Below are 13,623 nucleotides of genomic sequence, written 5' to 3'. Positions count from 1 at the left end.
TTCTTCTGGCAGCTGAGCCTCGCCCGCCTGTGCTACCAGGCCAAGAAATACGAGCTGGCCAAAACCCAGCTCGAAGCACTCGACCAGCAGCTCGAAGCCAGTGGCCTGGGCAGCTGGGAACCCGATCTCGCCCTCGAGGTACTGCGCCTGCTGCACAGCTGTTGCGAGCTGCTGCCGCAGAACCACGCCGTGCGTGAAAGCAAGGATGAGATTTACCGCAGGCTGTGCCACCTCGATCTCGAAGTGGTGCTGGATTAACCGCAAAGGAGAACACCATGGCCAAAGAAGGCTCGGTTGCACCCAAGGAACGCATCAACGTCACGTTCAAGCCGGCCACCGGCAATGCTCAGGAAGAGGTCGAGCTGCCCCTCAAGCTGATGGTGCTGGGCGATTTCACCCAGCGCGCCGACGATCGCAAGATCGAAGACCGCAAGCCCATCGCCATCGACAAGAACAGCTTCGACGAGGTCCTGGCCAAGCAGGAGCTGAACCTGACCTTCGGCGTGCCGAACCGTCTGCAGGACGAGCAGACCGATGACGAGCTGGCCGTGCAGCTGCGCATCAATTCGATGAAGGACTTCAACCCGGCCAATCTGGTCGAGCAGGTCCCGGAGCTGAAGAAACTAATGGAACTGCGCGACGCCCTGGTCGCCCTGAAAGGCCCGCTGGGCAACGCCCCGGCCTTCCGCAAGGCCATCGAAAGCGTACTCGCCGACGACGATTCGCGTGACCGCGTACTCGGCGAACTGGGCCTGGCGGCCAAAGAGAAGCTGGACGCCTGATATCACCGACAAGGAAGCACATCTACATGACCACTAGCGCAGCCGCCGTCGAGCACGGCAACCACCTCGCCGAAGGCGGCATCCTCGACCGCATCATCGCCGAAACCCGCCTGACCCCGGACGACGAGGCCTACGACATCGCCAAGCGCGGCGTCTCGGCCTTCATCGAAGAACTGCTCAAGCCGCAGAACGAAAACGAGCCGGTGAAGAAGGCCATGGTCGACCGCATGATCGCGGAGATCGACGCCAAGCTCAGCCAGCAGATGGACGAAATCCTTCACCACCCGCAGTTCCAGGCCCTGGAATCCTCCTGGCGCGGTCTGAAGCTGCTGGTCGATCGCACCAACTTTCGCGAGAACATCAAGCTCGAGCTGCTCAACGCCTCCAAGCAGGACCTGCTCGACGACTTCGAGGACAGCCCGGAGATCGTTCAGTCCGGCCTGTACAAGCACATCTACACCGCCGAATACGGCCAGTTCGGCGGCCAGCCGGTCGGTGCGCTGATCGCCAACTACTTCTTCGACCCCAGCGCACCAGACGTGAAGACCATGCAGTACGTTGCCAGCGTCGCGAGCATGTCCCACGCGCCATTCATTGCCGCTGCCGGCCCGAAGTTCTTCGGTCTGGAAAGCTTCACCGGCCTGCCGGACCTGAAGGACCTGAAGGATCACTTCGAGGGCCCGCAGTTCACCAAGTGGCAGAGCTTCCGCGAACAGGAAGATGCCCGCTACGTCGGCCTGACCGTCCCGCGCTTCCTGCTGCGCAACCCCTACGATCCGGAAGACAACCCGGTGAAGAGCTTCGTCTACAAGGAAAACGTCGCCGGCAGCCACGAACACTACCTGTGGGGCAACACCGCCTACGCCTTCGCCAGCCGCCTGACCGACAGCTTCGCCAAGTTCCGCTGGTGCCCGAACATCATCGGCCCGCAGAGCGGCGGAGCAGTGGAAGACCTGCCGCTGCACCATTTCGAAAGCATGGGCGAGATCGAAACCAAGATCCCGACCGAAGTGCTGGTTTCCGATCGTCGCGAGTACGAGCTGGCCGAGGAAGGCTTTATCGCCCTGACCATGCGCAAGGGCAGCGACAACGCCGCGTTCTTCTCCGCCAACTCGGCGCAGAAGCCCAAGTTCTTCGGTAATAGCGAAGAAGGCAAGACCGCCGAGCTGAACTACAAGCTCGGCACTCAGCTGCCCTACCTGTTCATCGTCAACCGCCTGGCTCACTACCTGAAGGTGCTGCAGCGCGAGCAGATCGGCGCCTGGAAGGAGCGCACCGACCTCGAACTGGAACTGAACAAGTGGATTCGCCAGTTCGTCGCCGATCAGGAGAATCCGAGCGCCGAAGTACGCAGCCGCCGTCCGCTGCGTGCAGCTCAGGTCAACGTCAGCGATGTCGAGGGCGAGCCGGGCTGGTATCGCGTCAGCCTCAGCGTGCGTCCGCACTTCAAGTACATGGGCGCGGATTTCACCCTGTCGCTGGTCGGCAAGCTGGACAAGGAATAAGCACTTGAACGGATACGGCAGCCTCTTCGAACGCCTCGGCGGTGACGCCGCACGGCGCTCTGGCTGGAGCCGCGAAGTCGCGGCGATGGCCTCGGTGGCTGCCCATCTGGCCAAGATGCTCAGCACCCGAGCGGGCAGCGTGCAGACGCTGCCCGACTACGGGTTGCCCGATCTCAACGATATGCGCCTGTCGCTGCACGACTCGCTGCAGCAGGCGCGTATCGCCATCGAACGTTTCATCGAAGCGTACGAACCCAGGTTGACCCAGGTGCGCGTGCTGTCGCTGCCGCGCACCCACGATCCACTGACCCTCGCCTTCACCATCGAAGGCCTGCTGGAAGTGGATGGCCTCAAGCGCCAGGTCAGCTTTTCCGCCAGCCTGGATGGCAGCGGACAGGTCAAGGTCCAGTAAGGAGACAACGGATGTCCGGCAAACCCGCAGCCCGCCTCGGCGATCCTACCGCCTGCCCGAAGACGGGCCACGGCACCAACCCCATCGCCGTCGGCTCACCCGACGTGCTGTTCGACGGCCTGCCGGCCGCACGCATGGGCGACGCTTCCGCCTGCGGCGGCGCAATGGCCAGCGCAGTGATTCCCAATGTGCTGATCGACGGCAAGCCGGCGGCGGTGGTGGGCAGTGTGGGTAACCACGGCAATGTCGTCACCGCCGGTTCGGGTACGGTGGTCATCGGCACTGGTCACAGCCCGGCGCCCTTCCTCACGCCAGAAGTGCTCGGCATTGCGTCCGCTGCGATTGCTGCGGCAACCAACGCAGTAACGTCCCTACTCCCGACCTCACCGCTGGCCCGAGCCTGGCAGGAAGAGCCGGGGGACCTAGCGCCTTTGGGCCTGGAAGAAGAAGACGAGGAAGAGGAGCTGGTCGAGCAGCCGCAGCAACAGGCGCGCCAGGGCATCACCCTGCGAATCGGCGTGTTCTTCGATGGCACCGGCAACAACCTGGCTAATGCTGCCGTGACCGAAAGGTGTCGCCAGGACGACCTGACCCTGCTGGACGAGCGCACTCTCGGCGAAGTCGTCGAGTATTGTAGGGCGCATGGTTTCGGCGGTAGCGAAGGCAACGGCTTCTTTACCGAGACACCGGACAACAGCTACGGCAACGCGCCGAGCAACGTAGCGCGGTTGTTCGACCTGTACCAGGACGATGCGACCCGGAGCCTGGCTAAGGACGAGCGTAGCGCCAGCATCAAGGCGTATCTCGAAGGCATCGGCACCAGCAGCGGCGAGGAAGATTCGGTATACGGGCAAGCTACTGGGATGGGCGATACCGGCGTAGTAGCCCGGGTGATGCAGAGCCCCAACACGATCAGCCTACAGCTGGGCCTATTTACGGAAAGCAATCCCGAAGTGCAGGTCGACGCGTTGGAATTCGATATCTTCGGATTCAGCCGCGGCGCAGCAGCAGCTCGCCATTTCGCCAATGAATTGCTCAAAGCCAACGGTGGGGTGCTGGCTGGCCTCCTGCGCCCAGGCCAGTTCGGGCTGTCAGAAGACTTCGAATGGAGCGGCCACGCCTGCATCAACTTTATCGGGCTGTTCGATACGGTAGCAGCCGTGGCCGACCCAATGAGGTGGGACTTCAGCCCTGCGGACCACCTAAATCCAGGCGTCAACCTGTACCTGCCTCCGGGTTGCGCACGCAAGGTAGTCCAGCTCACGGCTCGTGATGAGATGCGCTGGAACTTCGCGCTCAATAGCGTGGCTCCGCATCACCAGGAGATAGCCCTTCCCGGCGCGCACTCGGATATCGGTGGTGGCTATCTTCCGATTGCCCGGGAAAAGCTGATCTTGAGTCGTCCTGTCAGCTCCACGGTGCCCGCTGGGACGTCTATTGAAAACACGCACGCCTGGCGTGAAACCAGCCGTCAATACGAGAAGTGGATGGCTCTCGGGCTACCGGAAGATCAGCTTAAAAAAGAGGTTCGCCGCATCCGCAAACTCAACCCCCGCGGCGTCAACCATCCGCCGGAGGACTGGGTATTAGGCCTGGTAACTATTGACCGTCAGATACGCGGCGAGTTGGCGCTGGTGTATTTGCGTGTGATGCGGGAACTAGCAGTGCAGCAAGGAGTTCCTTTCGACTTCATCGATGAAAGGGAAAGAGCAACCGCACTGCCCGAGGAGCTTCAGAAAATTGCCGATAAGCTGATGGCTTTTTCCAAAGGAGGCCGTTACGGCCTGGATAAAAATGAAGAACGCTTGCTTCGGAGAAACTACATCCACCTGTCAGCGAACTGGAAGCCCTCTAGCGGTCTGCTTATCAGCAAACCAGCACCCAACGTCCGTCTGATCTACAACAACCAGCCACAGCAAGGCTATCCCGAATGAAGAGTCTCTTTCTCGCCTGCGCATTCGTCCTGCTCAGTGGATGCGCGAGCAGCCAAGCCCAACCCAGACTGCCGTTTGACACTTGGTATGCAGGCGTTATCGCGCCCGACAATATGGAAGTCTGGGTGGAGAGCGTGGATGTAATCGACCGCCGTGGGCTGGCTTACGAAAGAGTCGGTGGCGGCGTGCCATCCTATGCAAGCGTCGTAACCGGATGGCCATCGCATCCGGCCGGAACCGCCGGGAAGGGCCTACGTGGCATCGACCTACCGGAGATCATTTTTGTGCGCTGGCAATCACTGGTCGAACCGCAGACCTATAACGTGCGCATCAATGTTCCCGAATGGGTGCGTGAGGAGATGCTCAAGCCTCAGGCTCCTTACTGCCGTGGCGAGAAAAGAGTCGTCGAAGGGATGTATCGCAGGGTTATAACCATCGGCGTGGCCCCTGGAGGCATCGCCAAGGCCTGGGTAGGCGGACCCTGCCTGCAATCCATCGAAATAGGTCGCTTCGAAGCGGCCATCAGCAAGGTCGGGCCGTACGGCGGGAAATCCAACGGAGAACATCGTCCGCTTTCCGACAAAGCCAAGGCCTATATCGAGCAACACGGGGTGCCCTATGGGTCATGGTAGATCCTCCTCGCCCTACACCCGCCTGGCACTCGCCGCCCTCGCGCTGACATTGGCCGCCTGCACCAGCACTTCCCCGTCGCCGCGCGAACTGGCCGGGCGCTACGAACTGGTCGGCGTGGTGGAAATGGGCTCGCAGCTGCTGCTCCATGAGCAAGGCACGTTCGAGGCGGTGCTTTACTACGGCAGCCTCGACATCCAGGGTCGAGGGCGCTGGGCAATGGTGGACGGGCAGATCGAGTTGCGCGAACGCGGGCCGAGGGCCTTTTTAGACGGGATGAGACTTGTGCCAAGCGGTAACTGCCTGCTCGTGGACATGGACACCATCACGGGATGCTACCGCCGACTCTAGGAGAGTCCCGCCGCGCAAGCGCGTCGGACACGAAACGACAAGGATGAATCGTTAGACATGTCTTTCAACCACTACTACCAGAGCGAGCTCACCGCCCTGCGCCAGCTGGGCAAGCGCTTCGCTGAGCGCAGTCCGGCACTGGCGCCATTCCTCGGGCAGGCCGGGCGCGATCCGGATGTCGAGCGGCTGCTCGAAGGTTTCGCCTTTCTCACCGGGCGGCTGCGGCAGAAGCTCGATGACGAGCTGCCGGAGCTGACCCACTCGCTGATGCATCTGTTGTGGCCGAACTACATGCGCCCGCTGCCGGCCTTCAGCATGCTGCAGTTCGATCCGCTGAAGCGACCCGGCCCGGCGCTGACGGTGCCGCGCAATACGCCGGTGGAATCCAATCCGGTGCAGGGCGTGAGCTGCTGCTTTCGTACCGCCTACGCCACCGAGGTGCTGCCGCTGGCGTTGCAGGCGCTGGAGTATTCGGTCAAGGGCACCGGGGCGCTGCTCAGCCTGCGCTTGCAGATGAGCGCCGATGGCCATCTCGGCGAGATCGGTCTCAACCATCTGCGCCTGCACCTGGCAGGCGAGCCCTATATCAGCCAGCTGCTCTACCTGAGCCTGTTGCGGCATCTGGGCGGCATCGAGCTGGTGCCGCTGGACGCGCAGGGTCATCCGCTGACCGGTCCGGATGGCCGACCGCTGACGCCCTTGCAGCTCAACGCCAAGCAGGTCGAACCGGTGGGATTCGCCGAGGATGAGGCGCTGATCCCCTACCCGCTCAATACATTCCGCGGCTATCGCTACCTGCAGGAATATTTCGCCTTCCCGGACAAGTTTCTCTTCGTCGACCTTAAGGGCCTGGAGATCATTCAACGCATCCCCGAGGATTTGCTCAAGCAGGCCCGCGGCCTGGAGCTGCGCTTCGACATTCACAAGGCCGGCGTGCAGCGCATCCGCCCGACGCTGGACAACGTGCGCCTGTACTGCACGCCGGTGGTCAACCTGTTCCCGCACGATGCCATCCCGATCCGCCTGGACGGCAAGCAGGACCAGTACCTGCTGCTGCCGGCCGAGTACGATGCGCAGCAATGCGGCGTGTTTTCGGTGGATCGGGTCACCGGCTGGAAACCCGGCGGCATGGGCTACGAAGAGTACGTGCCGTTCGAATCCTTCGAGCATGACCCCAGTTTCGATGTGCCGGTGGCGCGCCCGCACTACAGCGTGCGCCAGCAACCTTCGCTGCTGGGCGAAGGCCAGGAAACCTGGCTCAGCTTCGGTCTGCGCAACCTTGACCAGCACGAGACGCTGTCCATCGAGCTGACCTGCACCAACCAGAACCTGCCGCGCCAGCTGAAGCTCGGCGACATCTGCAAGCCCTGCGAAGACACCCCGGAATTTCTCAGCTTCCGCAATATCTCGGCGGTCACCCCGAGCTACGCGCCGCCGCTGCAGCGCGACTATCTGTGGAAGCTGATCAGCAACATGTCGCTGAACTACCTGTCGCTGGCCAACGTCGAGGCGCTCAAGGTGATCCTCGAGACCTACGACCTACCACGCTATTACGACAAGCACGCCGAGAACGTCAGCCGGCGGCGCCTCGGCGGCCTGGCTCACATCGCCCACCAGCACGTCGATCGCCTGCATCGCGGGCTGCCGGTGCGTGGCGTACGTACCGAACTGACCATGAACCAGGACGGCTTCATTGGTGAGGGCGATCTGTTCCTCTTCGCCTCGGTGCTCAACGAATTCTTCGCCCTCTACGCCAGCCTCAACTCGTATCACGAGCTGCGCGTGCAGAGCACACAGGGAGAGGTGTACCAATGGACGCCGCGCATGGGTCAGCAACCGCTGCTCTGAAACCGCTCAACCGCGGCATCCGCGAGTACAGCCTGTTCCAGGGTGTGCTGCTGGTGCTCGATCGCCTGCGCCAGCTCAATCCCGGTCTGGATGACGAGGCGCTCTACGAGCGTCTGGAATTCCAGGCCAACCCGAGCCTGGGCTTTCCCGGCAGTGATATCGAGCAGGTGCAGTTCTTCCAGGAGCACGGCGAGTGGCGTGCCCGCCTGCGCATCAACCTGGTCAGCCTGTTCGGCGCTGGCTCGCCGCTGCCGGCCTTCTACGGCGAACAAGCGCTTGGCGACAGCGAAGACGGCAACCCGACCCGCGACTTCCTCGACCTGTTCAACAACCGCCTGCAGCGCCTGCTGCTGCCCATCTGGCAGAAGTACCGATACCGCGCCCGCTTCACCAGCGGCGCCCATGACCCCTTCTCGGAGCAGCTGTTCGCCCTGGTCGGACTCAGCGGCGAGGCCATCCGCAGCGCGCCGGAGCTGAACTGGAAGCGCCTGCTGCCCTATCTCGGCCTGCTCAGCCTGCGCGCGCATTCGGCGGCACTGATCGAATCGGTGCTGCGCTACTACTTCAAGCACGCCGAGTTGAACATCGAGCAATGCCTGGAGCGCCGGGTGGAAATCCTCGGCGAGCAACGCAACCGCCTCGGGCTGGCCAACAGTCAGCTGGGCGAAAGCCTGGTGCTCGGCGAGCGGGTCCGCGACCGCGGCGGCAAGTTCCGCATCCATATCCGCCAGCTGGACTGGAATCGCTTCCACGAATTCCTGCCCATCGGCAGCGGCTACCAGCCGCTCTGTGCGCTGGTGCGCTTCACCCTGCGCGATCCGCTGGATTACGACCTGCGCCTGGAGCTTCGCCCGGACGAGATCCGTGAGCTGCGCATCGGCGCCGATAACAACTGCCGCCTCGGCTGGACCAGCTGGCTCGGACGCGACCGCGCCGACGGCCTGGTCACCCTGGGCAGCAAGACTCATTAAGGAAGATGAAAATGATCAACGTCGACTTACAGCAACTGGTGCAAGCCCTGGATACCCCCAGTAAACAGGATCTGGAAGGCGCAGCCGAACGCTGCGTGGTACGTGGCGGCAGCAAGGTTCTCGTCGAGGACCTGCTGCTCGGCCTGCTCGAGCGTCCCGACGGACTGCTCAAGCGAGCCTTGCTGGATGCCGAAGTCGATACCGGCGCACTGGCGCAGGCGCTGCAACCGCGAGGCGAGCGCAGCGAATCGCGCAACCCGGTGTTTTCCACCGAGCTGGTGCAATGGCTGCAGGATGCCCTGCTGGTGGCCAGCTTGGAACTCGGCCAGAGCCAGATCGACCAGGCCGCGCTGATTCTCGCGCTGCTGCGCAATCCGCTGCGCTATGCAGGCAGTCATTACCAGCCATTGCTGGCCCGGCTGGATGCCGAGCGCCTGCGCGACTTCGCCCTAAGCCAGCAGCCTCAAGGCAGCACTGGCAAACCTGCTGCCGGTGGCGAGTCGAACCTGGCGCGCTTTACCCAAAACTTCACCCAACAGGCCCGTGACGGCAAGCTCGATCCGGTGCTCTGCCGCGACTCGGCGATCCGCCAGATGATCGACATCCTCGCCCGGCGGCGAAAGAACAATCCAATCGTGGTCGGCGAAGCTGGGGTCGGCAAGACCGCCATCGTCGAGGGCCTGGCGCTGCGCATCGCCGCTGGCGAAGTGCCTGTGGCACTGAAGGGCGTCGAGCTGCTCTGCCTGGACCTCGGTCTGCTGCAGGCCGGCGCCAGCGTGAAGGGCGAATTCGAACGCCGTCTGCAGGGCGTGATCGACGAAGTGAAAGGCTCACCCAAGCCGATCATCCTGTTCATCGACGAGGCGCACACCTTGATCGGGGCCGGCGGCCAGGCAGGCAGCGGCGATGCGGCCAACCTGCTCAAGCCGGCCCTGGCGCGCGGCGAGCTGCGCACCATCGCGGCGACGACCTGGAGCGAGTACAAGAAATATTTCGAGAAGGACCCGGCGCTGGCCCGGCGCTTCCAGCCGGTGCAACTGCACGAGCCGAGCGTTCTGGAAGCCGTCACCATCCTGCGCGGGCTGGCGCCGGTCTACGAAAAGAGTCACGGCATCTACCTGCGCGACGATGCGGTCGCCGCCGCCGCCGAACTGTCGGCACGCTACCTGGCCGGCCGGCAGCTGCCCGACAAGGCCGTCGACGTGCTGGATACCGCCTGCGCGCGGGTGCGCATCAGCCTCGCCGCCGCACCCGAGGCACTGGAACGCCTGCGTGGCGAGGTCGCCGAAGGCGAGCGTCAGCGTGAAGCCATGCGCCGCGATCTGGCCGCCGGCCTGCCGGTCGACACGGCTGCCCTGGAGCGGCTGGAGCAACGCCTGATCGCGGCGGGGGACGAGATCGAGCTGCTCGAATCCCGCTGGTCCAAACAGCGCCAACTCGCCGAGCACCTGCTCGACCTGCGCAAACGCACCGCCGAAGCCCGCAGCGATGCGAACGAGGACGGCGAGACCCCATCGCTCGATGAGCTCGAGTCCGAGCTACGCGCCGTACAGGCCGAACTCGCCGTAGCCCAGGCCGAGCAGCGACTGGTCAGCCATGAGGTCTGCCCGCGCCTGGTGGCCGAGGTGATCAGCCACTGGACCGGTGTGCCGCTGACGCAGCTGGCTCGGGAGCACAACGCCCAGGTCGCCAACTTCGCCGCCGATCTGCGCGCCCGGGTGCGCGGTCAGGAACAGGCCGTGGAAGCGCTGGATCGTGCCATGCGCGCGGCAGCGGCCGGGTTGAACAAGCCCGACGCTCCGGTGGGCGTGTTCCTGCTGGTCGGCCCCAGCGGTGTCGGCAAGACCGAGACCGCCCTTGCCCTGGCCGACCTGCTGTATGGCGGCGAGCGCTTCCTCACCGTGATCAACATGTCCGAGTTCCAGGAGAAACACAGCGTTTCCCGCCTGATCGGCGCGCCTCCAGGCTATGTCGGCTACGGCGAAGGCGGCATGCTCACCGAAGCGGTGCGGCAGAAACCCTACTCGGTGATCCTGCTCGACGAGGTGGAGAAGGCCGATCCCGATGTGATGAATGTCTTCTATCAAATCTTCGACAAGGGCGTCGCGAATGACGGCGAAGGCCGCGAGATCAACTTCCGCAACACCCTGATCCTGATGACCAGCAATCTCGCCAGCGAGCGCATCGCCAGTTTCTGCACCGTCGGACAGCGACCGGCGGCCGAGGATCTGGAACTGGCCATCCGTCCGCAGCTGTCGCAGCACTTCAAGCCGGCCCTCCTCGGGCGCATGCGTGTGGTGCCCTACTACCCGATCATCGGCGAAGTGCTCGACGAGCTGGTCGCGCTCAAGCTGGCACGCTTCGGTGAGCGGTTGCAGCGTCGCCAGCTGCAGTTCAGCCACTGCCCGGCGCTGGTCACGCACCTCGCCGAGCGCTGCGGCGACAGCGACAGCGGTGCGCGCCTGATCGACCACCTGATCGAGCAGCACCTGCAACCGCTGGTGGTGGACCGCCTGCTCGATGCCATGGCCAGTGGCGAGCCGCTGCAGCGGGTACATGCCACGCTGGATGGCAACGGTGCGCTGGTCTGTGAGTTCGCCTGAGATGTCTGCGATGTTCAATCAGGTGCCACAGCCGCTGCGCTATGCCGAGGCCCTGCTGGGCCGTTTCGCCGGGCTGGCGCGCGCGGCGAACGCCGACAGCCTGCTCGGTGGACTGGTGGAAACCGCGGCGCAGCTGAGCAACTGCCAACTCAGCCAGCTCTATTTGCTGGACGCCACCCACACTCGCCTGACGCTCTGCGCTGAATGGCACAACGGCCTGCTACAGCCACGCGAAGCCACCAGCCTGCCGAGTGATTACGACGGCGAGCAGCTGCTGCAATACTGCCTGTGCCAGAACCAGACGCTCTGCCTCAGCGAACTGGACAGCAGCCTGCATGCTTCGGGTTTCCTGCCGGATAGCCCAAAGCCGTGGCGGAGCCTGCTTTGCCTGCCGCTGCAGGACGAGCAGCAGCGCGTCGCCGGCCTGCTGCTGACGGCCAGTACCGAATCGCGCGAGCTGCACGGCTTCAGCGGCTCGCTGGCCCAGCTCGGCGCCTTCGGCCTCGCCCAGCTGCATCTGCTCCAGCGCCTGCGTGCACCCGGCAGCACCGCGTCGCCCGCCGCACCGGTCAGCCCCTGCGCCAGCGGTTACGGCCTCATCGGCGACAGCCCACGCATGCGTGCGGTCTACCAATTGATCGGCAAGGTGCTGCACAGCCCGGTCAACGTGCTGCTCACGGGAGAAACCGGTACCGGCAAGGAACTGGTGGCGCGCGCCATTCACGATTGCGGGTTTCGCCGCAGCAAACCCTTCATCGTGCAGAACTGCGCTTCGCTGCCTGAGCAACTCTTGGAAAGTGAGCTGTTCGGCTACCGCAAGGGCGCCTTCACCGGTGCCGACCGCGACCGCAGCGGCCTGCTCGATGCGGCGAACGGCGGCACGCTGTTCCTCGACGAGATCGGTGACATGCCATTGCTGCTGCAGGCCAAGCTGTTGCGCGTGCTGCAGGAAGGCGAAGTGCGCCCGCTGGGCTCCACCGAAACCCACAAGGTCGACGTGCGCATCGTCGCCGCCACCCACCGTGACCTGCGCAGCCAGGTGGAGAACGGCCTGTTTCGCGAGGATCTGTTCTACCGCCTCTCGCACTTCCCCATCGAACTGCCGCCGCTGCGCGAGCGTGAAGAGGACATCCTGCGCCTGGCCCGGCATTTCGCCGACAAGGCCTGCGCGTTTCTCCAGCGCGATCTGTGTCGCTGGTCCGACGCCGCGCTCGAGCGTCTGGCAGGCTATGCCTTCCCCGGCAACGTGCGGGAGTTGAAGGGTCTGGTGGAGCGCGCCGTGCTGCTCTGCGAGGGCGGTGAGCTGCTGCCGGAACACTTCAATCTGCATGTGGAAGCAAGCCTGGACAGCAGCCTGAACCTGCGCGAACGCATGGAGCGGGTCGAACGCAGCCTGCTCATGGATTGCCTGCGCAAGAACGGCGGCAACCAGAGCCAGGCCGCCCGCGAACTCGGCCTGCCGCGGCGAACGCTGCTGTATCGCATGGAACGGCTGAATATCAGCCCGGCCGATCTCTAAGGAAGGAAAGACGCCATGTTCAACCCAGCCAACCAGGCCCACTTCACGCTTTCCCTCGAAGGCGTCGAGAACGACTTCAAGATGCTCGAATTCCGGGGCCGTGAAGCCATCAGCCAGCCCTATCGCTTCGACCTGGAACTGGTCAGCGAGCGCCCCGACCTGGATCTGGAAAGCCTGTTGCATCGCCCGGCTTTTCTTGCCTTCGCGCCGGATGGCAGTGGTGTTCATGGGCTGGTGCATCAGGCCGCCCAGGGTGAATCCGGCAAGCGCCTGACCCGCTATCGCCTCACGCTCGTGCCACAGCTGGCCTACCTCGCCCATCGCACCAACCAGCGCGTCTTCCAGCACCTGACGGTGCCGCAGATCATCGCCCAGGTGCTCGAGGAACATGGTATCCAAGCCGATGCCTACCGCTTCGGGCTCGGCCCGGTGGTCTACCCGCCGCGCGAGTACTGCGTGCAGTACGACGAAACCGACCTGCACTTCATCCAGCGCCTGTGCGAGGAAGAGGGCATCCACTATCACTTCCAGCACGGTGCGAGTGGTCATGTGCTGGTCTTCGGCGATGACCAGACCGTCTTCCCCAGGCTCGCGGCTACCGCCTATCAACAGGACAGCGGTCTGGTCGCCGACCAACCGGTGATCAAGCGCTTCGGCCTGCGTCTGGAAACCCGTACCAGCCGGGTCACGCGCCGCGATTACGATTTCGAGAAGCCACGCCTGACCATGGAGGCCGCGTTCCACAGCGAGTTCCAGCCGCATCTCGAGGACTACGACTACCCCGGCCGCTTCACTGAGCGCGCCCGCGGCAAGCACCTGTCACAACGCGCCCTGGAGCGCCACCGCCATGATTACGAACTGGCCGAAGGCGAAAGCGACCAGCCGCAACTGGCGAGCGGGCACTTCCTCCCGCTTGGCGAACACCCGCGCAGCGACTGGAACCAGCTCTGGCTGCTGGCCGAGGTGCTGCATGAAGGTAAGCAGCCACAGGTGTTGGAGGAGTCAATTACCAATGTCCCGGCTCACCACGGACTGGCCCCCTCTCCCCTATGGGGAGAGGGCTGGGGT

12 protein-coding genes are annotated in these 13,623 nt (G+C 64.0%); all 12 read left to right on the top strand.

Features of this window, described 5'->3' with window-relative positions; all coding sequences use genetic code 11:
* Positions 1–258, top strand: a 258-nt coding sequence (locus LO50_RS05095; protein ID WP_044314306.1) for a type VI secretion system domain-containing protein, incomplete at its 5' end; no start/stop codon positions are given.
* Positions 259–275: 17 nt separating this feature from the next.
* On the top strand, positions 276–782 hold the full coding sequence (gene tssB, locus LO50_RS05090; RefSeq protein ID WP_008567243.1) for a type VI secretion system contractile sheath small subunit: 507 nt from the start codon (positions 276–278) through the stop codon (positions 780–782).
* 26 nt (positions 783–808) lie between these two features.
* The gene (gene tssC, locus LO50_RS05085) at positions 809–2,287 is read left to right on the top strand and encodes a type VI secretion system contractile sheath large subunit (protein ID WP_003303357.1); all 1,479 of its coding nucleotides are present in this window, start codon (positions 809–811) and stop codon (positions 2,285–2,287) included.
* Positions 2,288–2,291: 4 nt separating this feature from the next.
* The gene (gene tssE, locus LO50_RS05080; RefSeq protein WP_003303358.1) at positions 2,292–2,699 is read left to right on the top strand and encodes a type VI secretion system baseplate subunit TssE; all 408 of its coding nucleotides are present in this window, start codon (positions 2,292–2,294) and stop codon (positions 2,697–2,699) included.
* Between the two features lie 11 nt (positions 2,700–2,710).
* The gene (locus tag LO50_RS05075) at positions 2,711–4,633 is read left to right on the top strand and encodes a PAAR domain-containing protein (RefSeq protein WP_044314305.1); all 1,923 of its coding nucleotides are present in this window, start codon (positions 2,711–2,713) and stop codon (positions 4,631–4,633) included.
* The gene (locus LO50_RS05070) at positions 4,630–5,265 is read left to right on the top strand and encodes a DUF2931 family protein (RefSeq protein WP_044314304.1); all 636 of its coding nucleotides are present in this window, start codon (positions 4,630–4,632) and stop codon (positions 5,263–5,265) included. The genes LO50_RS05075 and LO50_RS05070 overlap by 4 nt, the downstream gene beginning before the upstream one ends.
* Positions 5,252–5,614: a hypothetical protein gene (locus LO50_RS05065; RefSeq protein ID WP_044314303.1), complete on the top strand. Its 363-nt coding sequence runs from the start codon at positions 5,252–5,254 to the stop codon at positions 5,612–5,614. Before LO50_RS05070 ends, LO50_RS05065 begins: the two co-directional genes overlap by 14 nt.
* Positions 5,615–5,671: 57 nt before the next feature.
* Positions 5,672–7,462 (top strand): type VI secretion system baseplate subunit TssF, encoded by a 1,791-nt coding sequence (gene tssF, locus LO50_RS05060; RefSeq protein ID WP_044314302.1) that lies wholly within the window; start codon positions 5,672–5,674, stop codon positions 7,460–7,462.
* Positions 7,426–8,433 (top strand): type VI secretion system baseplate subunit TssG, encoded by a 1,008-nt coding sequence (tssG, locus tag LO50_RS05055; protein WP_044314301.1) that lies wholly within the window; start codon positions 7,426–7,428, stop codon positions 8,431–8,433. Before tssF ends, tssG begins: the two co-directional genes overlap by 37 nt.
* An 11-nt stretch (positions 8,434–8,444) precedes the next feature.
* Positions 8,445–11,036, top strand: coding sequence for a type VI secretion system ATPase TssH (gene tssH / locus LO50_RS05050; protein ID WP_044314300.1), 2,592 nt, complete (start codon positions 8,445–8,447; stop codon positions 11,034–11,036).
* A 10-nt stretch (positions 11,037–11,046) separates the two neighbouring features.
* Positions 11,047–12,555 carry a sigma-54 interaction domain-containing protein gene (locus tag LO50_RS05045; RefSeq protein WP_044314307.1) on the top strand — a complete coding sequence of 503 codons (1,509 nt, stop codon included), beginning with the start codon at positions 11,047–11,049 and terminating at the stop codon, positions 12,553–12,555.
* 15 nt (positions 12,556–12,570) lie between these two features.
* On the top strand, positions 12,571–13,623 hold a 1,053-nt coding region (gene tssI, locus LO50_RS05040), incomplete at its 3' end, for a type VI secretion system tip protein TssI/VgrG (protein ID WP_044314299.1).

It is taken from the genome of Stutzerimonas stutzeri, assembly GCF_000935215.1.
Lineage (GTDB): Bacteria > Pseudomonadota > Gammaproteobacteria > Pseudomonadales > Pseudomonadaceae > Stutzerimonas.
Note: the sequence above shows the minus strand (reverse complement) of the source record. Positions and strands in the feature narration are given on the sequence as shown.